Raw genomic sequence first — 22,680 nt, forward strand, 5'->3', positions numbered from 1 at the left:
AGAAGAGGAACAGCATGACCCCCTGGCTGACAGTGGTAGGCATTGGAGAAGAAGGCTTCAAGGGGCTTGGCAAAAATGCCCGACACGCTCTGCTGAACGCTACGCGGATCATTGGCGGTCAACGGCAACTGGACCTGTTGCCAGCCTGCATCTGCGGTGTACGGCAATTGTGGCCCAGTCCTTTCGCCCTTGAACCGGTTTTGGCGAAACAGGGAGAACCCGTTTGCGTCCTGGCCAGCGGTGATCCAATGTTTTTCGGGGTGGGAGCCAGTCTCTCCCGACATTTATCCAGCGATGAAATGCTTATTCTGCCCGCTCCCTCTTCCTGCTCGCTCGCCGCGGCGCGAATGGGTTGGCCTTTGCAGGAAGTGGTCACGTTGTCAGTGGTTGCCCGCCCCGTCGCCGCACTCAACGCCCAATTGTCCAGTGGCGTGCGCTTGCTGGTGTTGAGTAACGACGGCAGCAGCCCCGCCGCCATCGCCGCACTGCTGCGTGAACGTGGTTTCGGCCCGAGCCGGATAACGGTGCTCGAACATTTGGGCGGTGAAGCCGAGCGACGTGTCGACGGCATCGCCAATGAATGGACCGATCCTGTGATCGCCGACCTGAACCTGATCGCTATCGAGTGCATCGCCGAGCCGGACACGCTACGCCTGTCGCGACTGGCCGGCCTGCCGGACTCCGCCTTCAAGCACGACGGCCAACTGACCAAGCGCGATGTGCGCGCCATCACCCTCGCGCGCCTGGCCCCGACCCCCGGCGAACTGTTGTGGGATGTCGGCGCCGGCAGTGGCTCGATCGGCATCGAATGGATGCGCGCCCACCCCGGTTGCCGCGCACTGGCCATCGAGGCAGATGCGGGCCGACAAGCGTTGATCGAATACAACCGCGATGCCCTAGGCGTTCCCGGCCTGCAACTGGTTCGCGGCAGCGCGCCGCAGGCACTGACCGGGCTGGAGCGGCCGGATGCGATTTTCATCGGCGGAGGTGTCACCCGCGAGGGCGTGCTCGATGCCTGCTGGGCCGAACTCAAACCCGGTGGCCGGCTGATTGCCAACGCAGTCACACTGCAAAGTGAAATGACCCTGATGGCCTGGCGCGAGCAACACGGCGGGGAGCTGACGCGAATTCATATCGCCCAGGCCCAACCGCTGGGCGACTTCGACACCTGGCGCCAGGCCTTGCCGATTACCTTGCTGGACGTGACGAAACCCTTCGATGCGTGACGAAACCGCCGAACACCCCGCCCCTCTGCGCAGCGGCCTGACCACCGGCAGTTGCGCCACGGCCACCAGCCTCGCCGCCGCGCGTCTGCTGCTGGCTGGCACATCGGCCGATGCGGTGGAAATCGTGTTGCCCAAGGGCAAACAGGTGCAGATGCGCCTGGAGTTCTGCCGCCTCACCGAGGACGGCGCCGAATCGGGAACCCTCAAGGACGCCGGGGACGATCCGGACGTGACCCACGGTGCCCTGCTCTACTCCCAGGTGCGCCTGAGCAGCGAACCGGGGACGCGCTTCAAGGCCGGTCGCGGCGTCGGCACCGTGACCCGGCCCGGGCTGGTGCTGGGAGTCGGCGAGCCCGCGATCAACCCGGTGCCGCGCAAAATGATCAGCGAACACCTGGCCCGACTGGCTGACGAGCTCGACTACAGCGGCGGTTTCGAGGTCACGGTCAATGTCGAGAATGGCGAGGCACTGGCACTGAAAACCATGAATCCACGCCTGGGCATTCTTGGCGGTCTGTCGATCCTCGGCACCAGTGGTATCGTCCGACCGTTTTCCTGTGCGGCCTACATCGCCTCGATCCACCAGGGTATCGACGTGGCGAAAACCAACGGTTACCTGCACATCGCCGCCTGCACTGGCAACGCCAGCGAAGACACCATGCGCCGGGTCTACAACCTGCCGGAAATCGCCCTGATCGAAATGGGCGACTTCGTTGGCGCCGTGCTCAAGCACCTGCGCAAAGTACCTGTGGATAAACTCAGCCTGTGCGGTGGTTTCGGCAAGATCAGCAAACTGGCGGCCGGGCACATGGATTTGCACAGTCGCCATTCGAGCATTGACCTGCCGCAACTGGCGTTATGGGCGGCGCAGGTCGGCGCCGATGCGGCGTTGCAGCAGAGCATCCGCGAGGCCAACACCAGCCAGCAGGCACTGGTCATGGCCGCCACAGCCGGGGTCGCCCTGGGCGATGCCGTCTGTCAGCACGCCCTGGATTTTGCCCGCAGCGTGGTGCCGGCGCAGGTTCAGGTGGAAGTCTTCGCCATCGATCGCCAGGGCGGGATCGTTGGCCATGCGGGAGCCTTTCAATGAAGCGCATCCTGTTGCTCGGCGGCGTGACCGAAGCCATGGCCATTGCCCGCACGCTGGGACCGCAGCATATCTACAGCCTGGCCGGTGTCGGTCGGATTCCGACGGATCTGCAATGCCAAGTGCGCGTCGGCGGCTACGGTGGTGCCGAGGGTCTGGCGCAATTTATTCGCGATGAAGGCATCGATCTGCTGCTCGACGCCACTCACCCCTACGCCGCCCGGATCAGCCAGAACTCCGCGACCGCCGCGCGCTTGAGCGGCATTCCCTGCTGGGCGCTACGGCGTCCGGCCTGGCAAGCCCAAACGGGTGATGACTGGCGGGAAGTCAGCGATTGGGCCGGACTGATCGACGCCCTGAAGCCATTCCGTCGACCGCTGTTCACCCTCGGTCGCGAGCCCCTGCAACACCTGGACGAAATTCCAGCGGAACAATTCTGGACCCTGCGCGCACTGGATGTGTATCCGGGCAATGAGCGCTGCGAAGTGATTGGCGCACGTGGGCCCTTCCTGATCGACGATGAACGCGAGTTGTTCGAACGGCGAAACATCGACGTGCTGATCAGCAAGAACAGCGGCAGCACGGCGACCGAACCGAAACTGGAAGTCGCACGTGAACGTGGGGTGCCGGTGATTGTCTTGAAGCGGCCGGTGTTGCCCGACGTGGATCGTGAATTCCTCTCGGTGGCGGATATGCTGGATGTCCTATCGATGTAGGACTGTTCCTGAGAGTTGCTAAATCCAGTGATTGCGCTGGCAATAAACTCAGACGCAGCTGGCTATCTACTCTACGACCGCAGTCCTATAGTTCGCCTCCTCCTGAACCGATCAAGCGCACCCGACATCCACGGGGATGAATGGCCTCGCCCAAAAGAAAGTGCCGCTTGCCACTCTGTATCCCAAGGAATACGATTCAACATGATCGATTTTGAGCGATCCCAAGTATTTGCTGACTGGCTCAACTCGCTGAGGGACACCATTGGCAAAGCTCGAATAATCGCGAGACTCCGGGCAGCCGAGTATGGAAATTTTGGTGATTGTGAATCTGTAGGTGCTGCGGTGTATGAGATGCGCGTTCACTACGGCCCAGGCTACAGGTTGTACTTCACTCGCAGAGATGAGGTGATTTACTTGCTGTTGATTGGGGGTGACAAGTCGACTCAAAAACGAGATATCAAACGTGCTATTCAAATGGCACACAATATCGGTAATGAGGAGTAAATCATGGCCGAACAATTTACCCGTTTTGATGCCGCCGAGTTTCTCAAGACACCGGAAGAAATGGCGGCTTATCTGGATGCCTGCTTTGAAGAGGATGCTGGAGACGGCGTGCTGATACGTGCAGCGCTCAACGATATCGCCCGGGCAAAGGGCATGACACAAATAGCCCGTGATGCCGGCTTGGGGCGCGAGAGTCTGTACAAGGCACTGAGCAGTAGTGGCAATCCGGAATTCGCGACTATCATGAAGGTTATGAAAGCCTTGGGTCTGCGTTTGCACGCCATCGCTGTCTGATGCTGCGACACCACACCGCACGCCGCCTTTTTACTTATCGGCCCTGATCAGGCTAAATAGCCCGCGCCTGATCGCCCACCCAAACGGATTTTGTCCCATGTCCCGACACCGGCTCGCAATTGCCTGGATAGCCTGCTTCGCAGTGCTGTTCAACATGCTCGCCATGCCGATGTCCGGAGCGATGGCGCAAACGGCGAAGTCATCCGCCGAACAGTTGTTGTGGGGTAGCTTCTGCAGCTCCAGTGGCACCAGGATGGTGGCGATTTCCATCGGGGACCTTGAACACAAAGCCCCGCAAAGCGACGATCATTCCAACATGCAGCATTGCTGGTGCTGCTCGGGTTCCGCGCCATTGGTGGCGTTGCCGGGGCATACGCCACAACTGTATTTCGCGCACTTCGAGTCCAACCGAAGCCTGCCTGCCACCTCTCTGGAAAGCCCGTCACCGCGCCAGCAATGGCCGAGCCTCAACCCCCGCGCGTCCCCTCTGGTGTGATTTTTTCTCGCAATTGACTGCGTTTTAAATCGTTCCGGAGAATTGCCATGTTGAACAAACTCATCGTTCTGGCTGCGTTGCTGCTGCCTGCCTGCTTTGCCAATGCCCACGAATACAAGGTCGGCACACTGGAAATCGCTCATCCGTGGTCCCAGGAGTTGCCACCCAATGCGCCCACCGTTGCGGCGTATTTCGTGATCAACAATCAAGGCAAGACCGCCGACCGCCTGCTCAGCGTCGACACCCCCATTGCGGGCGAAGCGCAATTGCATGAGCACGTGATGCAAGGCGACATGATGAAAATGCAGCACGTACCGAGCGTGGAAGTGCCCGCCGGTGGCGAGGTCACTTTCGCACCCATGGCTTATCACGTGATGTTGCTGGGCCTCAAGGACCGCAGCCTGCTCACTGACGGCAAGCGCTTCCCCATGACGCTGCACTTCGAGAAGTCCGGTGACGTGACGGTCGAAGTCGCGGTGCAGAAGCAGGCGCCGGACGCCATGCAAGAACACAAGCACGCGCAATAACCACCCGCGCTGAATACGCCCATGCGCCCGCTTAGCGCCAGGTCATCCAGGTCACGCAATCAGGCATTGAGCCTGACACGTGGCAGCTGGATCAGCCTGTTCGCCATGCTGATGATCTTTATCGGTCCGCTGATTTCTCAGTCGATGCCGATGGATTCGCGCGCCATGTCGATGAGCATGCCTACGGGTATGAGCATGGACATGTCGGCGATGGAGCATGCCGACCATGCCACGCAAGCCACGCAAGCCACGCAAGCCACGCAAGCCACCACCGAGCATTGCCCGCCAGCCCCCGGGCACCATGTGCTGTGGGAAAAGTGTGGCTATTGCAGCCTGCTGTTCAATTGCCCGGCGCTGACCGGTGGCGTGTCTTTCGCCAACTTCGTCATCCCGCCCATCAATACCTTCACCACACCCTCTGCGCGCCAGGGCCATGCCCGGCCAACCTTCTTCCCCGGCGCCCGCACCCGCGCCCCGCCCGTCGTCGCGTAAACACTCACTTCTGATTTCACACGGTCCGCAAGACAGCCAAAGCAACCTGTGGGAGCGAGCTTGCTCGCGAAGAGGAAGTGTCAGTCAACGTTGATGTCGTCTGGCACACCGCTTTCGCGAGCAAGCCTGCTCCCACAGGGACAGCTTCAGGCTGCCGGCCGTGTCGTTTACGACTGTTCGATGGAAATTGTCATGTCCAGGTTTTCCGCTGTCCCGTGCTTGAGCCCTGCCCAAGCCTCTTATGCCCTGAACGAATTCGGCGTTCGTTTCAGACACGCCACCGCTATCCTGTGCGGTGCATTGCTGGCGCCTTCTGTGCTGGCCGATGACCATGCCGGTCACACCGAAGAACTGAGCCCGACGGTGATTACCGCCGTTGCGCCCAGCTCGCCCCTGACCATCGTCACCAACCCCAAGGACCCGCGACAACCGGTGCCCGCCAGCGATGGCGCCGATTACCTGAAGACCATCCCCGGCTTTGCCATGGTGCGCAATGGCGGCACCAATGGTGACCCGGTGCTGCGCGGCATGTTCGGCTCGCGGCTGAACATCCTCACCAACGGCAGCATGATGCTCGGTGCCTGCCCGGGCCGGATGGACGCCCCGACCTCCTACATCTCGCCGGAAACCTACGACAAGCTCACCGTGATCAAAGGCCCGCAAACCGTGCTGTGGGGACCGGGTTCCTCGGCTGGCACTATCCTGTTCGACCGCGAGCCGGAGCATTTCGGCGCACTCGGCACACGGGTCAACGCCAGCGTGCTGGCCGGCTCCAACGGCCGCTTCGACAAACTGGTGGACGCTGCCGCCGGTGGACAATCGGGTTATGTGCGGGTCATCGGCAACACCGCGCACTCCGACGACTACCAGGACGGCAACAACGACACCGTGGCGTCGCGCTATGACAAATGGAACGGCGACGTGGCCGTCGGCTGGACGCCGAATACCGACACCTTGCTGGAACTGACCGCCGGCCGTGGCGATGGTGAAGCCCGCTACGCCGGGCGCGGCATGGACGGTTCGCAGTTCCTGCGCGAAAGCCTTGGCCTGCGCTTCGAGCAATCCAACATCGGCGAGGTACTGGATAAGGTCGAGGCGCAGGTCTACTACAACTACGCCGATCACGTGATGGACAACTACACCCTGCGCACGCCGTCCGGCACCGGGATGATGGCCGGCCCCATGGCCTCCAACGTCGACCGCCGCACCCTCGGCGCCCGGGTCAAGGCCACCTGGCGCTGGACTGATGTGCAACTGATCAGCGGCATCGACGCGCAGACCAACGAACATCGCCAGCGCGGCGCCATGGGCGTCGACACCTACAAGGACCTGCCGTACACCAAGGATGCCGACTTCCATAACTACGGAGTCTTCGGCGAATTGACCTGGTACGCCGCCGACCGTGACCGCCTGATCAGCGGCGCGCGCCTGGACCGCGCCTCGGCCAAGGATTATCGGCAGACCACCGGCTCGGGCATGATGACCCGCCCGAATCCGACCGCCGACGACACCCGCGCCGACACCCTGCCGAGTGGTTTCATCCGCTATGAACATGACCTGGCCGACAGCCCGACCACCCTGTATGCCGGCCTCGGTCACTCCCAGCGATTCCCGGATTACTGGGAGCTTTTCTCTCCCAAGTCCGGCCCCGCCGGTTCGGTGAATGCCTTCGACTCGATCAAACCGGAAAAAACAACCCAACTCGATTTCGGCCTGCAATACAAGACCGAAGACCTCGAAGCCTGGGCCTCGGCTTACGTCGGACAGGTGCGCGATTACATCCTGTTCAACTACACCCCGACAATGATGGGTACGACCTCGCAAGCCGAAAACATCGACGCGCGAATCATGGGCGGCGAACTGGGCGCCGCTTACAACTTCACCGACAACTGGAAAGCCGACGCGACCCTGGCCTACGCCTGGGGCAAGAACAGCAGCGATGGCAGTGCATTGCCGCAGATGCCGCCGCTGGATGCCCGTTTCGGCCTGACCTACAGCGAAGACAACTGGAGCGCCGGCGCACTGTGGAGAGTGGTTGCCGCACAAAACCGCATCGACCAGAACAAGGGCAACGTGGTCGGCAAGGACTTCGACAAGACGCCGGGCTTCGGCGTGTTCTCCCTCAACGGAGCCTATCGGATCAACAGCAACTGGAAGGTCAGCAGCGGCGTCGACAACCTGTTCGGCAAGGCTTACGCCGAACACTTGAACCTGGCCGGCAACGCCGGTTTCGGCTACCCGGCCAATAACCCGCAAGCCATCAAGGAACCGGGGCGAACGCTCTGGACCAAGGTGGACATGAGTTTCTAAAAACTTCGCGAGCAAGCTCGCCCCTACAGGGGAGCGAGCCTGCTCGCGATCGGTTGCGCAGCAACCGCAAAAACAAACAACTAAAAGATCCAGCCAAGCGGAGCACACGTGATGAAACAGCCCAAAGTGAATTTCTACAACCTGGCCTGGCGCTGGCATTTCTATGCCGGATTGTTCGTTGCGCCATTCATGGTGATGCTGGCGTTGACCGGCACCGTCTACCTGTTCAAACCGCAGCTCGACTCGCTGATGTACAGCAGCCTGCTCAACGTCCCGGCCGGTCATCACACCGTCCCGGCCGACGACCTGCTGACACGGGTGAAAACGGCTTATCCACAAGGTCAGGTCACCCAGTACCTGCCGCCGGTCACTGCCGAGCGCAGCGCGCAGTTTGTCGTGCTCAACGATGAAAAGGAGCTGAACGTTTTCGTTGATCCGTACCACGGTGACATCCTCGGTGAACAAGACGCCAAGAAGAACCTGCAAGCCATCGCCCGGTCGATTCACGGCGAGCTGATGATCGGCACCGTTGGCGATCGGCTGATCGAACTGGCCGCCGGGTGGGGCGTGGTGCTGGTGGTGTCCGGCATTTTCCTGTGGTGGCCGCGCGGTCAGGCGGCAGGCATTTTGTGGCCACGCCTGAACAGTCGAGGTCGCGTATTGTGGCGCGACCTGCACGCGGTCACCGGGTTCTGGGGCGCGTCCCTGCTGCTGGTGATGCTGCTCAGCGGCATGACCTGGACCGGTTTCTGGGGCAAGCAATACGCCGAAGTGTGGAACGTGTTCCCGGCGGCCATGTGGGATGACGTGCCGAAGTCCGACGTCGAGGCACGCAGCCTCAACACCGCCACCCGCCAGACCGTGCCGTGGGCCATGGAAAACACCCCGATGCCGATGTCCGGCGACCATGCCGAGCACATGGCCCACGACGACGCAGCGGCCGGTCCGGCATCACCGACCATCCGCCTGCAGGACGTACAAAACATCGCCAGCGAGCGCAAGGTCGAACCGGGCTACAGCATCACCCTGCCGACCACCGCGACCGGCGTGTTCACCATCGCCGTATTCGCCGACGACCCGCGCAATGACGCCACGCTGCACATCGATCAGTACACCGGCAAAGTCCTGGCCGATGTACGCTTCGAGCAGTACGGCACCGTCGCCCGCGCCACGGAAATCGGCGTGATGCTGCACGAGGGCAAGATGTTCGGCGTGTTCAACCAGATCGTCGTATTGCTGATCTGCCTGATGATTTTGCTCAGCGCGGTCAGCGGCGTGGTGATCTGGTGGAAGCGCCGTCCGCAAGGAAAACTCGGCGTGCCGCCGCTGCGCCATGACCTGCCAAAATGGAAAACCGCGATGGTGATCATGTTCGCCCTGGCAGTGGCCTTCCCGTTGGTGGGTGCTTCTCTGGTGGCGGTGTGGGTGCTCGATCGCGTGCTGCTGTCGCGCTTTACCCGGCAAACTGAGTCGGCTTCATCTTCATCTTGAAACAGGCGAGATGCGCCGGGCGAAAGGCACTGTAAACTCCCCGCGCATCACCTCAGCCCCATCGCGAGCAAGCTCGCTCCCACAGGGATTGCGTAAGACCTGTGGGAGCGAGCTTGTCCGCGAAGGGGCCATCAGCATCACCTCAAGAGTCACTGCATGACCTCGCTGAATCTGACAAACCTTACCTGGTCCCCACTGGGTCACGGCCATTGCCACCACCAATTCCAGCTGCGTGACGCCTCGCTACACGTGGCCGCCGGTGAGTTCGTCGGGCTGATCGGCCCCAACGGCAGTGGCAAGACCAGCCTGTTGCGGTGTGCCTGGCGCTTCAATCAACCGGAAAGCGGCGAGGTCAGACTCGATCACCAGAACGTCTGGAAGCACTCCTCGCGCTGGTGCGCGCAACGCATCGCCGTGGTGTTGCAGGAGTTCCCTGATGCCTTCGGCCTGACCGTCGAGGAGGTGGTCGCCATGGGCCGCACGCCGCACAAAGGCTTGTTCGACGGCGACACCCTTGAAGACCGCGACCTGGTCAATCAGGCCCTGGAATCCGTTGGCCTCAAGGGCTTCGAAGACCACGGGTTCGCCACTCTCTCCGGTGGTGAAAAACAGCGGGTCATCCTCGCCCGCGCCCTGGCCCAGCAACCACAACTGCTGATCCTTGACGAGCCGACCAACCACCTCGACCCGCATTTTCAGCTTGAGCTTTTGAAGTTGGTCAAGCGCTTGAATATCGGCACCCTGGCGAGCATCCACGACCTCAATCTGGCGGCGGCTTTTTGTGATCGACTGTACGTGATCAACCATGGTCGTATCGTCGCCAGCGGCACGCCGAAAGAAGTCCTGACCGCTGCGCTGCTGCGCAATGTGTTCGGCGTCCAAGCACTGATCGATGAACATCCACTGCACGGCTACCCACGAATCACCTGGATAACCCAACCATGACTTTGCGTTCCCTGCTGCGCTCCTGCCTCTCTCTCGTGATGCTGCTGGGCAGCGTCCAGGCATTGGCCGAAGCCACCCGTTACCCGCTGACAATCAAAAGCTGCAACCGCGAAGTGACCTTCAAGCAGGCACCAAAACACGCGCTCAGCCACGACATCAACATGACCCAGATGATGCTCGCCCTCGGCCTCAAACCACGGATGGCCGGTTACAGCGGCATCAGTGGCTGGAAGGCCGTGACGCCCGAGATGCAGGGCATTCTCGAAGGCCTGCCGGAACTGGCGGCCAAGTACCCGTCGGTGGAAACCCTGCTCAATGCCAACGTCGATTTCTTCTTCGCCGGCTGGGACTACGGCATGCGTATCGGCGGCGATCTCACGCCGCAAACCCTGCTACCGCTGGGCATCAATGTGTATGAGCTGAGCGAGTCCTGCGCCTTCGTGATGAAGCGCCCGCCGGCCAGCCTCGAAGACACCTACAACGACCTGCGCAACCTCGGCAGAATCTTTGACGTGCAGGACCGCGCCAATGCCCTGATCACCCACATGCAGGCGCAAGTGGCAGACATTGGCAAAGACCTGCCCGCGGAAAAACCGCGGGTCTTCCTGTACGACAGCGGCGAAGATCGCGCCATGACCTCAGGAAGCCTGGGTATGCCGCAAGCGCTGATCGACGCCGCTGGCGGGCGCAATGTTCTGGAGGATGTCGACGCAAGCTGGACCCGGGTCAATTGGGAAACCGTGGTCGAGCGCAACCCGCAGGTGATCGTGATCGTCGACTACAGCGAAGTCACTGCCGATCAGAAGATTCAATTCCTGCTGAGCAACAAGGCCCTGCAATCGGTGGCCGCGATCAGGCACCAGCGCTTCATCGTCATCCCTTACGTGCAGGCCACGCCGGGGATCGATAACGTGCTGGCGGTCGCAACCCTGGCCAAGGGTTTCCACGGCGAATGACCAACCGTCGCTACGCCCTGATGCTGATCGCACTCGGTGCCCTGTTGCTGGTGTCGTGCGTGGTGTCCCTGGGTTTCGGCCCGGCGCGGGTGCCGCTGGATGTGGTGTGGCGCATCCTGTTGCATAAACTGTTCGGTTTCGGTGTGGTGGACTGGAACCCCGGACAGGAACATATCGTCTGGCTGATCCGCGTCCCGCGCATGCTGCTCGGCGCGCTGGTGGGCGCGGGCCTGGCGTTGATCGGCGCGGTGCTGCAAGCAGTCACGCGCAACCCGTTGGCTGACCCGCACCTGCTCGGCGTGACTTCCGGTGCCACACTTGGTGCGGTGATCGTGGTGCTGCATGTCGGTGAAATCGTTGGTCTGCTGACCTTGCCGATCGCGGCATTCATCGGGGCATTGCTGAGCATGCTGGTGGTGCTGATGATTGCCAGTCGTCATGGGCGCCTGGACAGTGACCGCTTGCTGCTGTGCGGCGTGGCGGTGTCGTTCGTGATGATGGCGATTGCCAATTTGCTGCTGTTCATGGGCGACCATCGAGCCAGTTCGGCGGTGATGTTCTGGATGCTCGGCGGGCTCGGGTTGGCACGCTGGGAATTGCTGGCGGTACCGACAGCCAGTGTGTTGTTCGGGCTGATATTGCTGCTGGGTATGGCGCGACCGCTGAATGCACTGATGGCCGGTGAACAGACGGCGGTGACCCTGGGCCTGAATGCACGCACCGTGCGCCTGCGGGTGTTTTTGATTGCCTCGTTGATGACCGGAGTGCTGGTGTCGATCAGCGGCTCGATTGGTTTTGTCGGGTTGATGGTGCCGCATATTGCGCGGCGCCTGGTCGGGGCTGAACACCGACGGTTGCTGCCGGTGTGCGTGTTGCTTGGCAGCGTGTTTCTGGTTTGGGTCGACGTCGCCGCCCGGACCATGATTGCTCCTGAAGATCTTCCCATTGGCGTCGCTACCGCCGCGATTGGCGGACTGTTCTTCATCGGCCTGATGCGCCGTCGCTGATCCCTGTGGGAGCGAGCTTGCTCGCGATGGCGGCGGCACATCCAACATGACGGTGTCTGACCCACCGCTATCGCGAGCAAGCTCGCTCCCACAGTTGATTGGGGTTGCCCACAAGATCTGCGCTCCAATCTGGCGCACCTCTTCGCACCAACACGCCTGTCGCGATCCTTCATGGTGCGCCATCAAACCGCACGACCGCTCTAAACCGACATTTCCCTGCCTTTGCCGACCGGGCACAGCCCTTGCAAAACACACCTTCAGTAGTCCGCATCTGCCAACCAAGAAAACTCATAAGTTCATGGAGATCGCACAATGAAGCGTCGCAGTTTGATCAAGGCTTTCACACTCTCGGCATCCATTGCCGCGATGGGCATGACCTGGACTGTCCAGGCCGCCGAGACCATCAAGGTCGGTATTCTGCATTCGTTGTCCGGAACCATGGCGATCTCCGAAACGTCGTTGAAAGACATGGCGCTGATGACCATCGACGAGATCAACGCCAAGGGCGGCGTGAACGGCAAGATGCTCGAGCCGGTAGTGGTCGACCCTGCCTCGAACTGGCCGCTGTTCGCCGAGAAGGGTCGTCAATTGCTGACCCAGGACAAGGTCGCCGTGGTGTTCGGTTGCTGGACCTCGGTGTCGCGTAAATCGGTGCTGCCGGTGTTCGAAGAACTTAACGGCTTGCTGTTCTACCCGGTGCAATACGAAGGCGAAGAGATGTCGCCGAACGTCTTCTACACCGGCGCTGCGCCGAACCAGCAGGCGATCCCTGCCGTTGAATACCTGATGAGCGAAGAAGGCGGCAGCGCCAAGCGCTACTTCCTGCTCGGCACCGACTACGTCTACCCGCGAACCACCAACAAGATCCTGCGTTCGTTCCTGCACTCCAAAGGCGTGGCCGACAAGGACATCGAAGAGGTCTACACCCCGTTCGGTCACAGCGACTACCAGACCATCGTCGCCAACATCAAGAAGTTCTCGGCAGGCGGCAAGACGGCGGTCATCTCCACCGTCAACGGCGACTCCAACGTGCCGTTCTATAAAGAACTGGCCAACCAGGGCCTGAAGGCTACCGACGTGCCGGTCGTGGCGTTCTCGGTGGGCGAAGAAGAACTACGTGGCATCGACACCAAGCCATTGGTGGGCAACCTCGCGGCGTGGAACTACTTCGAGTCGGTTGAGAACCCGGCGAACAAGAAATTCGTCGCCGACTGGAAAGCCTACGCGAAGAAACACAACCTGCCGGGCGCCGACAAAGCGGTGACCAACGATCCGATGGAAGCCACCTACGTCGGCATCCACATGTGGGCGCAAGCGGCTGAAAAAGCCAAGTCCACCGACGTCGACAAAGTTCGCGAAGCCCTGGGCGGCCAGACCTTTGCCGCGCCGTCCGGATACACCCTGACCATGGACAAGACCAACCACCACCTGCACAAGCCGGTGATGATCGGCGAGATCCAGGCCGACGGTCAGTTCAATGTGGTGTGGCAGACCGAAGGCCCGATCCGCGCCCAGCCGTGGAGCCCGTTCATTCCGGGTAACGACAAGAAACCGGACTACGCGATGAAGAGCAACTAAGCCACTGGATGTCGGCGCCAGGCTTAGTGCCTGAGGCCGACACAACTCCCTGTGGGAGCGAGCTTGCTCGCGATGAGGTCGGCACATTCGACATCTCTTTGACTGGGCCACCGCTATCGCGAGCAAGCTCGCTCCCACAATGTTCCGCGTCAAGGCGACTCTCTATGCCCACCGCCCTTTACCGCATCATTTTCGCCATTGCACTCTTGCTGCCGATGGCCACTCACGCTGGCGACGCCGAAGACTTCGTCGCCGCCAATCCCGTGCAGCAAGCCAGGCTGCTGGAAGCCTGGGCCGCGCAGCCCGATCCGGCCCGCATCGAATTGATCAACGCCCTGCAACAAGGCGAATTGACCGTCGACGACCAGCCGAAAACCTTGCGCCTGAACAATCGCTTGCGGGGCTTGATCGACACCGCCCTGGCCAGCCACCAACTGCTCGCCGCCGACGCCAAATTGCGTCTGGCCGCTGCGCAGCAACTACAGAAAAGTGCCAAACCGGCGCAGTTGAAATTCCTCGACCAGCAGCTGACGGGCGAAAAGGACGAAGGCGTCCACAGTGCCCTGAGTCTCGCCCTGGCCAACCTGCAATTGGTCGACAGCGACCCGGCCGTGCGCCTCGCAGCCGTCCGCCTGCTCGGTGAAACCGGTGACCCGCTGGCCCACACCCGTCTCGAAGGCTTGCTCGAGCCTGGCGTTGAAACCGATGCCACCGTACGTACTGCGGCTGAAACCAGCCTCGCTCAAGTCAAACGCAAACTGCTGGTCGGCGAGATGCTCGGCCAGGCATTCAGCGGCATGTCCCTGGGCTCCATTCTGCTGCTCGCGGCCCTGGGACTTGCGATCACCTTCGGCCTGCTCGGCGTGATCAACATGGCCCACGGCGAGATGCTGATGCTCGGCGCCTACTCGACCTACGTCGTGCAACTGATGTTCCAGCGCTTCGCCCCGCAGGCCATCGAGTTCTATCCGCTGATCGCGCTACCGGTGGCGTTTTTCGTCACCGCGGCCATCGGCATGGCGCTGGAGCGCACGGTGATTCGCCACCTCTATGGCCGCCCACTGGAAACCCTGCTCGCCACCTGGGGCATCAGCCTCATGCTGATTCAACTGGTTCGTCTGGTGTTCGGCGCGCAGAACGTCGAAGTGGCCAACCCCGCGTGGCTGTCGGGCGGTATTCAAGTGCTGCCGAACCTGGTGCTGCCGTACAACCGCATCGTCATCATTGCCTTTGCGCTGTTTGTGGTGGTGCTGACCTGGCTGCTGCTGAACAAGACTCGCCTGGGCCTTAACGTGCGCGCCGTCACCCAGAACCGCAACATGGCCGCCTGCTGCGGCGTGCCCACCGGACGCGTGGACATGCTCGCCTTCGGTCTCGGTTCGGGCATCGCCGGTCTTGGCGGCGTGGCCCTGAGCCAGATCGGCAACGTCGGCCCGGACCTCGGCCAGAGCTACATCATCGACTCGTTCCTGGTGGTGGTGCTCGGCGGTGTCGGTCAGTTGGCCGGTAGCGTGCTGGCGGCGTTTGGCCTGGGGATCGCCAACAAGATTCTCGAACCGCAGATCGGCGCCGTACTCGGCAAGATCCTCATCCTCGCGCTGATCATTCTGTTCATCCAGAAACGTCCGCAAGGCCTCTTCGCACTCAAAGGACGGGTGATCGACTGATGAACCAGCCCCTGCTCGTTACCGCGACCCAAAAAGCCGGCCCTAAAGCCTCGATTGCCGTCGGTGCAGTGATTCTCGCTCTACTGTTGGCGCTGCCGCTCCTGTCGTTGTTACCGGTGGACAGCACGCTGCATGTTTCAGCTTATACGCTGACCCTGGTGGGCAAGATTCTTTGCTACGCCATCGTCGCACTGGCGCTGGATCTGGTGTGGGGTTACGCCGGCCTGCTGTCCTTGGGGCACGGCCTGTTCTTCGCCCTCGGCGGCTATGCCATGGGCATGTACCTGATGCGCCAGGCCTCGGGCGATGGCTTGCCGGCCTTCATGACGTTCCTGTCGTGGACCGAAATGCCGTGGTTCTGGACCGGTACCAGCAGCTTCCTCTGGACCCTGTGCCTGGTGGTTTTGGCGCCGGGGTTGCTGGCCTTGGTGTTCGGCTTCTTCGCCTTCCGCTCGCGGATCAAGGGCGTGTATTTCTCGATCATGACCCAGGCCCTGACCTTCGCCGGGATGCTGCTGTTTTTCCGCAACGAAACCGGCTTCGGCGGCAACAACGGCTTCACCAACTTCCGCACGATTCTCGGCTTCGGCATCACCGAGCCGGGCACCCGCGCGGTGCTGTTTTTCGCCACGGTGCTGTTGCTGGTGGCGAGCCTGTTTATCGGCTGGCGCCTGGCGCAAAGCAAATTCGGACGGGTACTGACTGCGCTGCGCGATGCAGAAAACCGCCTGATGTTCTGCGGCTACGACCCGCGCGGGTTCAAGTTGTTTGTCTGGGTATTGAGCGCGGTGTTGTGTGGCCTGGCCGGTGCGCTGTACGTGCCGCAAGTGGGGATCATCAACCCGAGTGAGATGTCGCCGACCAATTCTATCGAAGCAGCGGTGTGGGTGGCCCTTGGCGGTCGCGGCACCTTGATTGGTCCGTTGCTCGGTGCCGGTGTGGTCAACGGCATGAAGAGCTGGTTCACCGTCGCGTTCCCCGAATACTGGCTGTTCTTCCTTGGTGCGCTGTTCATCGTCGTGACCCTGTACCTGCCCAAGGGCGTGATCGGTCTGCTGAAAAAAAGAGGTGAATCATGAGAGTCACTGCAACGGCTGAATTCATGCTCGAACCGGCGTTCTTTCCGCCACTGGAACCCAACCGCGACGCCGGCAGCAGCCGCGATGCCATCGGCCTCGGCCAACGTGCCGGCAAAGGGCTGAACACGCGCCACGGCACCATCCTGACCCTGGAAGACATCAGCGTCAGCTTCGATGGCTTCCGCGCGTTGAACAATCTGAACCTGTACATCGGCGTCGGCGAACTGCGCTGCATCATCGGCCCCAACGGCGCGGGCAAGACCACCCTGATGGACGTGATCACCGGCAAGACGCGCCCCAGTCACGGCAAGGCCTGGTTCGGCGAAACCCTGGACCTGACGCAAATGAGCGAAGTGCGGATCGCCCAGGCCGGTATCGGCCGCAAGTTCCAGAAGCCGACGGTGTTCGAAGCCTTGAGCGTGTTTGAAAACCTTGAGCTGGCGCAGAAAACCGACAAATCCGTTTGGGCCAGCCTGCGGGCGCGCTTGAGCGGCGAGCAGAAAGACCGCATCGCCCAAGTGCTGGACACCATTGGCCTGACCTCGTCGGTCAATCGCCCAGCCGGCCTGTTGTCCCACGGCCAGAAACAATTCCTGGAGATCGGCATGCTGCTGATGCAGGACCCGCAATTGCTGCTGCTCGACGAACCGGTCGCGGGCATGACCGACGCCGAAACCGAATTCACCGCCGAGCTGTTCAAGAGCCTGGCCGGCAAGCACTCGCTGATGGTGGTGGAACACGACATGGGCTTCGTCGGCTCGATTGCCGACCACGTCACGGTGTTGCATCAGGGCAGCGTGCTGGCCGAAGGGTCGCTGGAGCAGGTGCAGGACAACGAGCGGGTGATCGAGGTGTATCTCGGTCGCTAAACCTGCAAACACCTATCCAACTGTGGGATCTGAGGAGAATCTGGAAATGCTGCAAGTCGAAAAGCTGCACCAGTACTACGGCGGAAGCCACATCCTGCGCGGCCTGACGTTTGACGTGAAGGTCGGCGAAGTCACCTGCCTGCTCGGCCGAAATGGCGTGGGCAAGACCACCTTGCTCAAATGCCTGATGGGTCTGCTGCCAGCGAAGGAAGGCTCCGTGAACTGGGAAGGCAAGCCGATCACCACGTTCAAGCCACACCAGCGTGTGCATGCCGGCATCGCCTACGTGCCACAGGGCCGGGAGATCTTCGGCCGCCTCACCGTGGAAGAGAACCTGCTGATGGGCCTGTCGCGGTTTCCCGGCAGCGAGGCGAAAGAAGTCCCGGCGTTCATATATGAGCTGTTCCCGGTACTGCTGCAAATGAAACAACGCCGAGGGGGTGACCTGTCCGGAGGCCAGCAACAACAACTGGCCATCGGCCGTGCACTGGCCAGCCGCCCTCGCCTGCTGATCCTCGATGAGCCCACCGAAGGCATCCAACCCTCGGTGATCAAGGAGATCGGTGCCGTGATCAAAAAACTCGCGGCCCGGGGCGACATGGCTATTCTACTGGTCGAGCAGTTCTACGATTTCGCCGCCGAACTGGCCGATCAATACCTGGTGATGTCCCGGGGCGAAATCGTGCAACAGGGTCGCGGCGAGAATATGGAAGCTGAAGGGGTGCGCGGGCTGGTCACGATCTGAGCTTCTGTCCACAGCGGGCTCGAAGCACCATTTTGTCGCACCATCTTCCACGCAGCGCCCCCAACTGGTGCGCGGCGACGTTCAACGGCGCTCTCCTTCCAGTGATGCCCTGCGGCACAGCCTTTGCAACCCTCCTGAGGACCTCTCGATAAGCACTGACCATGACTCTTCCTGCATCCGGCGTTTTGTTTACCCCCAGTTGGCATGCCGAACTGGAACTGGGCTACGCCCGGTTCGACAACACCACCCGCCCGATCCAGCGCCGTCACAAAGGTCCGTTGCGGGTGCAAAAGCACCTTTACGCCGAAGGGCCTGAAGTCTGCCAGCACATCATCGTCCACCCCCCAGGCGGAATTGCCGGCGGTGATCGACTGGACATTTCGGCCAGCGTCGAGCGTGATGCCTGGGCACAAATCACCAGCCCCGGCGCGGCCAAGTGGTATCGCGCCGCCGGCCCCGCCTATCAGCAGCTGAAGTTGAAGGTGGCGGCCGGTGCGACACTGGAATGGTTGCCCCAGGAGACGATCATTTTCAGTGCGGCGCAGGCTGAACTCAGCACCGGGATTGACCTTGAAGGCGATGCCCGTTTGTTCTACTGGGACGTCGTGGCCCTGGGCCGTCCGGCCAGTGGCGAACGCTTCGACCTTGGGCACTTCCAGGCGCAACTGGATATCCGCCGCGACGGCCAGTTGCTCTGGCACGAACGCCAGCGCATTGTCGGGGCTGACGGTTTGCTGGACTCGCCGATTGGGCTGGATGGGCAATCGGTGTTTGCGACATTGCTGGTGACGGGTGAAATTGATAGCGAACTGCTGGAGCGCTGCCGCTCGCTGAGCCATGACGTGCGCGGGGATCTGACGCAGTTGCCGGGGTTGTTGGTTGCCCGATGCCTGGCCAGTGAGGCGCTGTTGGCGCGAGGGTGGTTGATTAAACTCTGGAAGTTGTTGCGTCCAGTCTTGCTTGGCCGTGAAGCCTTGCCACCCAGAATATGGAACACCTGAATTGCTTTTCTGTAGGAGCGAGCCTGCTCGCGATAGCGGTGTATCAGGCGTCATTTATGTTGAATGTGCCGACGCCATCGCGAGCAGGCCCGCTCCTACAGGGGTTCTGTGCAAGCAGATCCCACTCTTTTTAATCTGCCCGGATGGATGTCTACGATGGACCTGACCCCACGCGAAAAAGACAAGCTGCTGATCTTCACCGCCGGCCTGGTGGCCGAGCGGCGTTTGGCTCGCGGCGTGAAACTCAATTACCCGGAGGCCATGGCTTACATTTCCGCCGCGCTGCTTGAAGGCGCCCGCGATGGCCAGACCGTGGCCGACCTGATGCACCTGGGCACCACCCTGCTGAGCCGCGAACAAGTGATGGAAGGCATCCCGGAAATGATCCCGGAAATCCAGGTCGAGGCCACGTTCCCCGACGGCACCAAACTGGTCACCGTCCACCAACCCATCGCCTGAGGCCGCGCCATGACCTACCACATCCGCGATGCCGTGCATGCCGACCTGCCAGCCATCCGTGACATTTACAACGACGCGGTACTCAACACCACGGCGATCTGGAACGAGCAGGCGGTCGACCTCGGCAACCGCCAGGCCTGGTTCAGCGCCCGGCAATCCCAGGCTTATCCGATTCTGGTGATTGTCGATGCCGACGACACAGTGCTCGGGTACGCCTCGTTCGGCGACTGGCGCCCGTTCGACGGCTTCCGCCACACCGTCGAGCATTCGGTCTACGTGCGCAGCGATCAACGCGGCAATGGCCTCGGTCCAAAGCTGATGGACGTGCTGATCGAGCGCGCCAGAGACTGTGGCAAACACGTCATGGTCGCGGCCATCGAAAGTGGCAACGCCGCCTCGATTCGCCTGCATGAGCGCATCGGTTTTATTACCACCGGGCAGATGCCACAGGTGGGCACCAAGTTCGGTCGCTGGCTGGACCTGACCTTCATGCAACTGACCCTCAATCCTGGCGCACAGCCACCTGCCGCCAACAAGGAGTGATTGCCCATGAACCCCGCCCAACTGCGACGCGTCAATGTAGAAAGTTTCGCGCACTACCGTCAGGGCCTGATTGATCTGCTACTCGACGCCGTCGGCTATGGCGCCAGCGTCGGCTTCATGGCCGATCTCGATGCGACGCAGGCACACGCCTATTTCGATGAGGTTCAGGACAATCTGATCAAGGGCAATGTGTTGCTGTGGGTAGTGGTCAAGGACGAACAGGTGCAAGCCAGCGTGCAATTGGGGTTGTGCCGCAAAGCCAACGGTTTGAACCGCGCCGAAGTGCAGAAACTGCTGGTGCGCGAGCATGCCCGGCGGCGTGGTCTAGGCCAACAGTTGATGAGTGCGCTGGAACAGGCCGCCCTGCAACACAAGCGCGGCATGCTCTTCCTCGATACTGAAGCAGGCTCGCCCGCCGAAGATTTCTACAAAGCCCTGGGTTACACCCGCGCCGGGGAAATTCCCGATTACGCCTGCGACCCGAGCGGCCGCTACAAGCCCACTGCCTTCTTCTACAAGATTCTCCAAGGAGCCCATTGATGATTCCCGGTGAATACCAGATCCAGCCCGGCGACATCGAACTTAACGTCGGCCGCCGCACGATCAGCCTGACGGTGGCCAACAGCGGTGACCGGCCGATCCAGGTCGGTTCGCATTACCACTTTTTCGAAACCAATGACGCCCTGAACTTTGACCGCGCCGCCAGCCGCGGCATGCGCCTGAACATCCCCGCCGGCACCGCCGTGCGTTTCGAGCCGGGGCAGAGTCGCCAGGTCGAACTTGTCGATCTGGCGGGGCATCGTCGGGTGTTCGGGTTTGCCGGGCGGATCATGGGCGATCTCTGATTAATGCGTTGTCAGTACCGCCCCCATCGCGAGCAAGCTCGCTCCCACAGGGGAACGCGATCAACTGTGGGAGCGAGCTTGCTCGCGATGCGAGCGCAGCGAACGGTTTCAAATTCAATTGAATCTCAAGGCGAACACATGAAGATTTCCCGTCAAGCCTACGCCGACATGTTCGGTCCCACCGTCGGCGACAAGGTGCGCCTGGCCGACACAGAGTTGTGGATCGAAGTGGAACAGGACTTCACCACCTACGGCGAAGAAGTGAAATTTGGCGGCGGCAAAGTCATCCGCGACGGCCAGGGCCAAAGCCAGCTGCTCGCCGCCGAAGTGGTCGACACGGTGATTACCAACGCACTGATCATCGATCACTGGGGCATCGTCAAAGCTGACGTCGGCCTCAAGGACGGACGGGTCGCCGGCATAGGCAAGGCGGGCAATCCGGACGTGCAACCGAACGTGACCATCGCCATCGGCGCCAGCACCGAAGTCATCGCTGGCGAAGGCATGATCCTCACCGCCGGCGGCATCGACACCCATATCCACTTCATTTGCCCGCAGCAGATCGAAGAGGCATTGATGAGCGGCGTCACCACCATGATCGGTGGCGGCACCGGACCGGCCACCGGCACCAATGCGACCACATGCACCTCCGGGCCGTGGCACCTGGCGCGCATGCTCCAGGCCGCCGATGCCTTCCCGATGAACATCGGCCTCACCGGCAAAGGTAACGCCAGCCTGCCCGAGCCGTTAATCGAACAGGTCAAGGCCGGCGCCATCGGCCTCAAGTTGCATGAGGACTGGGGCACCACGCCGGCGAGTATCGACAACTGCCTGAGCGTGGCCGACCGGTTCGACGTGCAGGTGGCGATCCACACCGACACCCTCAACGAATCCGGCTTCGTCGAGACCACCATTGCCGCCTTCAAGGGCCGCACCATTCACACCTATCACACCGAAGGTGCCGGTGGCGGTCACGCGCCGGACATCATCAAGGCCTGCGGTCTTGCCAACGTGCTGCCAAGCTCCACCAACCCGACCCGGCCGTTCACCCGCAACACCATTGATGAACACCTGGACATGCTGATGGTCTGCCACCACCTCGACCCAAGCATTGCCGAAGACGTGGCCTTCGCCGAAAGCCGAATCCGCCGCGAGACGATTGCCGCCGAAGACATCCTCCACGACCTCGGTGCGTTCTCGATGATCAGCTCAGACAGCCAGGCCATGGGGCGGGTCGGCGAAGTCATCACCCGCACCTGGCAGACTGCCGACAAGATGAAAAGACAACGCGGGCCGCTACCCGGCGATGGTGCAGGCAACGACAACTTCCGCGCCAAACGCTACATCGCCAAGTACACCATCAACCCGGCGATCACCCACGGCATCAGCCATGAAGTGGGCTCGGTCGAAGTGGGTAAATGGGCCGACCTGGTGCTCTGGCGCCCGGCGTTTTTTGGCGTGAAACCGACGCTGATTCTCAAGGGTGGTGCCATCGCGGCCAGCCTGATGGGCGACGCCAATGCCTCGATCCCGACGCCACAACCGGTGCACTACCGCCCGATGTTCGCCAGCTACGGAGGTTCGCTGCACGCCACCAGCCTGACCTTCATCAGCCAGGCGGCGCAGGATGCAGGCTTGCCCGAAGCCCTGGGTTTGAAAAAGAAAATCGCAGTGGTCAAAGGTTGCCGCGACGTGCAGAAAACCGACCTGATCCACAACGACTACCTGCCGAACATCGACGTCGATCCGCAGACCTATCAGGTCAAGGCCGATGGCGTGTTGCTGTGGTGTGAGCCAGCGCAAACCTTGCCGATGGCGCAGCGGTATTTCCTGTTCTGAGCCG

The 22,680-nt window shown here is 61.6% G+C and carries 24 protein-coding genes; all 24 read left to right on the forward strand.

Going from position 1 to position 22,680, the window contains the following annotated elements; all coding sequences use genetic code 11:
- Positions 1-14 precede the first annotated feature (14 nt).
- A complete protein-coding gene (cbiE, locus tag AC1RDQ_RS10540) occupies positions 15-1,226 on the forward strand; it encodes a precorrin-6y C5,15-methyltransferase (decarboxylating) subunit CbiE (protein ID WP_492587190.1) in 1,212 nt (403 codons plus the stop codon).
- The gene (locus tag AC1RDQ_RS10545) at positions 1,219-2,316 is read left to right on the forward strand and encodes a cobalt-precorrin-5B (C(1))-methyltransferase (RefSeq protein WP_492587191.1); all 1,098 of its coding nucleotides are present in this window, start codon (positions 1,219-1,221) and stop codon (positions 2,314-2,316) included. The genes cbiE and AC1RDQ_RS10545 overlap by 8 nt, the downstream gene beginning before the upstream one ends.
- On the forward strand, positions 2,313-3,029 hold the full coding sequence (locus tag AC1RDQ_RS10550; RefSeq protein WP_492587193.1) for a cobalt-precorrin-6A reductase: 717 nt from the start codon (positions 2,313-2,315) through the stop codon (positions 3,027-3,029). The genes AC1RDQ_RS10545 and AC1RDQ_RS10550 overlap by 4 nt, the downstream gene beginning before the upstream one ends.
- A 201-nt stretch (positions 3,030-3,230) precedes the next feature.
- The gene (locus AC1RDQ_RS10555; protein WP_218495156.1) at positions 3,231-3,533 is read left to right on the forward strand and encodes a type II toxin-antitoxin system RelE/ParE family toxin; all 303 of its coding nucleotides are present in this window, start codon (positions 3,231-3,233) and stop codon (positions 3,531-3,533) included.
- A 3-nt stretch (positions 3,534-3,536) separates the two neighbouring features.
- A complete protein-coding gene (locus AC1RDQ_RS10560; protein ID WP_057397803.1) occupies positions 3,537-3,827 on the forward strand; it encodes an addiction module antidote protein in 291 nt (96 codons plus the stop codon).
- A gap of 97 nt (positions 3,828-3,924) precedes the next feature.
- Positions 3,925-4,323: a DUF2946 domain-containing protein gene (locus AC1RDQ_RS10565; RefSeq protein ID WP_492587195.1), complete on the forward strand. Its 399-nt coding sequence runs from the start codon at positions 3,925-3,927 to the stop codon at positions 4,321-4,323.
- Positions 4,324-4,370: 47 nt separating this feature from the next.
- A complete protein-coding gene (locus AC1RDQ_RS10570) occupies positions 4,371-4,850 on the forward strand; it encodes a copper chaperone PCu(A)C (RefSeq protein ID WP_057712179.1) in 480 nt (159 codons plus the stop codon).
- 21 nt (positions 4,851-4,871) lie between these two features.
- Positions 4,872-5,342 (forward strand): DUF2946 domain-containing protein, encoded by a 471-nt coding sequence (locus AC1RDQ_RS10575; RefSeq protein ID WP_492587197.1) that lies wholly within the window; start codon positions 4,872-4,874, stop codon positions 5,340-5,342.
- A 192-nt stretch (positions 5,343-5,534) separates the two neighbouring features.
- Complete coding sequence (locus AC1RDQ_RS10580) at positions 5,535-7,652, forward strand: TonB-dependent copper receptor (RefSeq protein ID WP_492587199.1); 2,118 nt, start codon at positions 5,535-5,537, stop codon at positions 7,650-7,652.
- Positions 7,653-7,763: 111 nt separating this feature from the next.
- Positions 7,764-9,143: a PepSY-associated TM helix domain-containing protein gene (locus tag AC1RDQ_RS10585; protein WP_429521906.1), complete on the forward strand. Its 1,380-nt coding sequence runs from the start codon at positions 7,764-7,766 to the stop codon at positions 9,141-9,143.
- A 156-nt stretch (positions 9,144-9,299) separates the two neighbouring features.
- Positions 9,300-10,088: an ABC transporter ATP-binding protein gene (locus AC1RDQ_RS10590; protein WP_090452889.1), complete on the forward strand. Its 789-nt coding sequence runs from the start codon at positions 9,300-9,302 to the stop codon at positions 10,086-10,088.
- Positions 10,085-11,044: an ABC transporter substrate-binding protein gene (locus AC1RDQ_RS10595; RefSeq protein WP_492587201.1), complete on the forward strand. Its 960-nt coding sequence runs from the start codon at positions 10,085-10,087 to the stop codon at positions 11,042-11,044. Before AC1RDQ_RS10590 ends, AC1RDQ_RS10595 begins: the two co-directional genes overlap by 4 nt.
- Positions 11,041-12,051 carry a FecCD family ABC transporter permease gene (locus tag AC1RDQ_RS10600; RefSeq protein WP_407514968.1) on the forward strand — a complete coding sequence of 337 codons (1,011 nt, stop codon included), beginning with the start codon at positions 11,041-11,043 and terminating at the stop codon, positions 12,049-12,051. Before AC1RDQ_RS10595 ends, AC1RDQ_RS10600 begins: the two co-directional genes overlap by 4 nt.
- A 312-nt stretch (positions 12,052-12,363) precedes the next feature.
- Positions 12,364-13,629 carry an urea ABC transporter substrate-binding protein gene (gene urtA, locus AC1RDQ_RS10605; protein WP_057712186.1) on the forward strand — a complete coding sequence of 422 codons (1,266 nt, stop codon included), beginning with the start codon at positions 12,364-12,366 and terminating at the stop codon, positions 13,627-13,629.
- A 164-nt stretch (positions 13,630-13,793) separates the two neighbouring features.
- On the forward strand, positions 13,794-15,296 hold the full coding sequence (urtB, locus tag AC1RDQ_RS10610; RefSeq protein ID WP_492587203.1) for an urea ABC transporter permease subunit UrtB: 1,503 nt from the start codon (positions 13,794-13,796) through the stop codon (positions 15,294-15,296).
- Positions 15,296-16,375, forward strand: a complete 1,080-nt coding sequence (gene urtC / locus AC1RDQ_RS10615; RefSeq protein ID WP_090452882.1) for an urea ABC transporter permease subunit UrtC — start codon at positions 15,296-15,298, stop codon at positions 16,373-16,375. Before urtB ends, urtC begins: the two co-directional genes overlap by 1 nt.
- Positions 16,372-17,244, forward strand: a complete 873-nt coding sequence (gene urtD / locus AC1RDQ_RS10620) for an urea ABC transporter ATP-binding protein UrtD (RefSeq protein WP_492587205.1) — start codon at positions 16,372-16,374, stop codon at positions 17,242-17,244. Before urtC ends, urtD begins: the two co-directional genes overlap by 4 nt.
- Positions 17,245-17,290: 46 nt before the next feature.
- Complete coding sequence (urtE, locus tag AC1RDQ_RS10625) at positions 17,291-17,989, forward strand: urea ABC transporter ATP-binding subunit UrtE (protein ID WP_090452880.1); 699 nt, start codon at positions 17,291-17,293, stop codon at positions 17,987-17,989.
- A gap of 161 nt (positions 17,990-18,150) precedes the next feature.
- Positions 18,151-18,990: an urease accessory protein UreD gene (locus AC1RDQ_RS10630; RefSeq protein WP_492587207.1), complete on the forward strand. Its 840-nt coding sequence runs from the start codon at positions 18,151-18,153 to the stop codon at positions 18,988-18,990.
- Positions 18,991-19,146: 156 nt separating this feature from the next.
- The gene (locus AC1RDQ_RS10635) at positions 19,147-19,449 is read left to right on the forward strand and encodes an urease subunit gamma (RefSeq protein ID WP_057712192.1); all 303 of its coding nucleotides are present in this window, start codon (positions 19,147-19,149) and stop codon (positions 19,447-19,449) included.
- 9 nt (positions 19,450-19,458) lie between these two features.
- Positions 19,459-19,992, forward strand: a complete 534-nt coding sequence (locus tag AC1RDQ_RS10640; RefSeq protein ID WP_057712193.1) for a GNAT family N-acetyltransferase — start codon at positions 19,459-19,461, stop codon at positions 19,990-19,992.
- A gap of 6 nt (positions 19,993-19,998) precedes the next feature.
- Complete coding sequence (locus tag AC1RDQ_RS10645; protein WP_090452874.1) at positions 19,999-20,532, forward strand: GNAT family N-acetyltransferase; 534 nt, start codon at positions 19,999-20,001, stop codon at positions 20,530-20,532.
- The gene (locus AC1RDQ_RS10650) at positions 20,532-20,837 is read left to right on the forward strand and encodes an urease subunit beta (protein ID WP_057712195.1); all 306 of its coding nucleotides are present in this window, start codon (positions 20,532-20,534) and stop codon (positions 20,835-20,837) included. The genes AC1RDQ_RS10645 and AC1RDQ_RS10650 overlap by 1 nt, the downstream gene beginning before the upstream one ends.
- Positions 20,838-20,975: 138 nt before the next feature.
- Positions 20,976-22,676: an urease subunit alpha gene (ureC, locus tag AC1RDQ_RS10655; RefSeq protein ID WP_407514971.1), complete on the forward strand. Its 1,701-nt coding sequence runs from the start codon at positions 20,976-20,978 to the stop codon at positions 22,674-22,676.
- Positions 22,677-22,680: the final 4 nt, after the last annotated feature.

It is taken from the genome of Pseudomonas sp. GW823-FHT02E01 (assembly GCF_058797535.1).

Coding starts and splice junctions, on each gene's coding strand:
- cbiE (WP_492587190.1), top strand. CDS start 15: ATGACCCCCTGGCTGACAGTGGTAGGCATTGGAGAAGAAGGCTTCAAG.
- AC1RDQ_RS10545 (WP_492587191.1), top strand. CDS start 1,219: ATGCGTGACGAAACCGCCGAACACCCCGCCCCTCTGCGCAGCGGCCTG.
- AC1RDQ_RS10550 (WP_492587193.1), top strand. CDS start 2,313: ATGAAGCGCATCCTGTTGCTCGGCGGCGTGACCGAAGCCATGGCCATT.
- AC1RDQ_RS10555 (WP_218495156.1), top strand. CDS start 3,231: ATGATCGATTTTGAGCGATCCCAAGTATTTGCTGACTGGCTCAACTCG.
- AC1RDQ_RS10560 (WP_057397803.1), top strand. CDS start 3,537: ATGGCCGAACAATTTACCCGTTTTGATGCCGCCGAGTTTCTCAAGACA.
- AC1RDQ_RS10565 (WP_492587195.1), top strand. CDS start 3,925: ATGTCCCGACACCGGCTCGCAATTGCCTGGATAGCCTGCTTCGCAGTG.
- AC1RDQ_RS10570 (WP_057712179.1), top strand. CDS start 4,371: ATGTTGAACAAACTCATCGTTCTGGCTGCGTTGCTGCTGCCTGCCTGC.
- AC1RDQ_RS10575 (WP_492587197.1), top strand. CDS start 4,872: ATGCGCCCGCTTAGCGCCAGGTCATCCAGGTCACGCAATCAGGCATTG.
- AC1RDQ_RS10580 (WP_492587199.1), top strand. CDS start 5,535: ATGTCCAGGTTTTCCGCTGTCCCGTGCTTGAGCCCTGCCCAAGCCTCT.
- AC1RDQ_RS10585 (WP_429521906.1), top strand. CDS start 7,764: ATGAAACAGCCCAAAGTGAATTTCTACAACCTGGCCTGGCGCTGGCAT.
- AC1RDQ_RS10590 (WP_090452889.1), top strand. CDS start 9,300: ATGACCTCGCTGAATCTGACAAACCTTACCTGGTCCCCACTGGGTCAC.
- AC1RDQ_RS10595 (WP_492587201.1), top strand. CDS start 10,085: ATGACTTTGCGTTCCCTGCTGCGCTCCTGCCTCTCTCTCGTGATGCTG.
- AC1RDQ_RS10600 (WP_407514968.1), top strand. CDS start 11,041: ATGACCAACCGTCGCTACGCCCTGATGCTGATCGCACTCGGTGCCCTG.
- urtA (WP_057712186.1), top strand. CDS start 12,364: ATGAAGCGTCGCAGTTTGATCAAGGCTTTCACACTCTCGGCATCCATT.
- urtB (WP_492587203.1), top strand. CDS start 13,794: ATGCCCACCGCCCTTTACCGCATCATTTTCGCCATTGCACTCTTGCTG.
- urtC (WP_090452882.1), top strand. CDS start 15,296: ATGAACCAGCCCCTGCTCGTTACCGCGACCCAAAAAGCCGGCCCTAAA.
- urtD (WP_492587205.1), top strand. CDS start 16,372: ATGAGAGTCACTGCAACGGCTGAATTCATGCTCGAACCGGCGTTCTTT.
- urtE (WP_090452880.1), top strand. CDS start 17,291: ATGCTGCAAGTCGAAAAGCTGCACCAGTACTACGGCGGAAGCCACATC.
- AC1RDQ_RS10630 (WP_492587207.1), top strand. CDS start 18,151: ATGACTCTTCCTGCATCCGGCGTTTTGTTTACCCCCAGTTGGCATGCC.
- AC1RDQ_RS10635 (WP_057712192.1), top strand. CDS start 19,147: ATGGACCTGACCCCACGCGAAAAAGACAAGCTGCTGATCTTCACCGCC.
- AC1RDQ_RS10640 (WP_057712193.1), top strand. CDS start 19,459: ATGACCTACCACATCCGCGATGCCGTGCATGCCGACCTGCCAGCCATC.
- AC1RDQ_RS10645 (WP_090452874.1), top strand. CDS start 19,999: ATGAACCCCGCCCAACTGCGACGCGTCAATGTAGAAAGTTTCGCGCAC.
- AC1RDQ_RS10650 (WP_057712195.1), top strand. CDS start 20,532: ATGATTCCCGGTGAATACCAGATCCAGCCCGGCGACATCGAACTTAAC.
- ureC (WP_407514971.1), top strand. CDS start 20,976: ATGAAGATTTCCCGTCAAGCCTACGCCGACATGTTCGGTCCCACCGTC.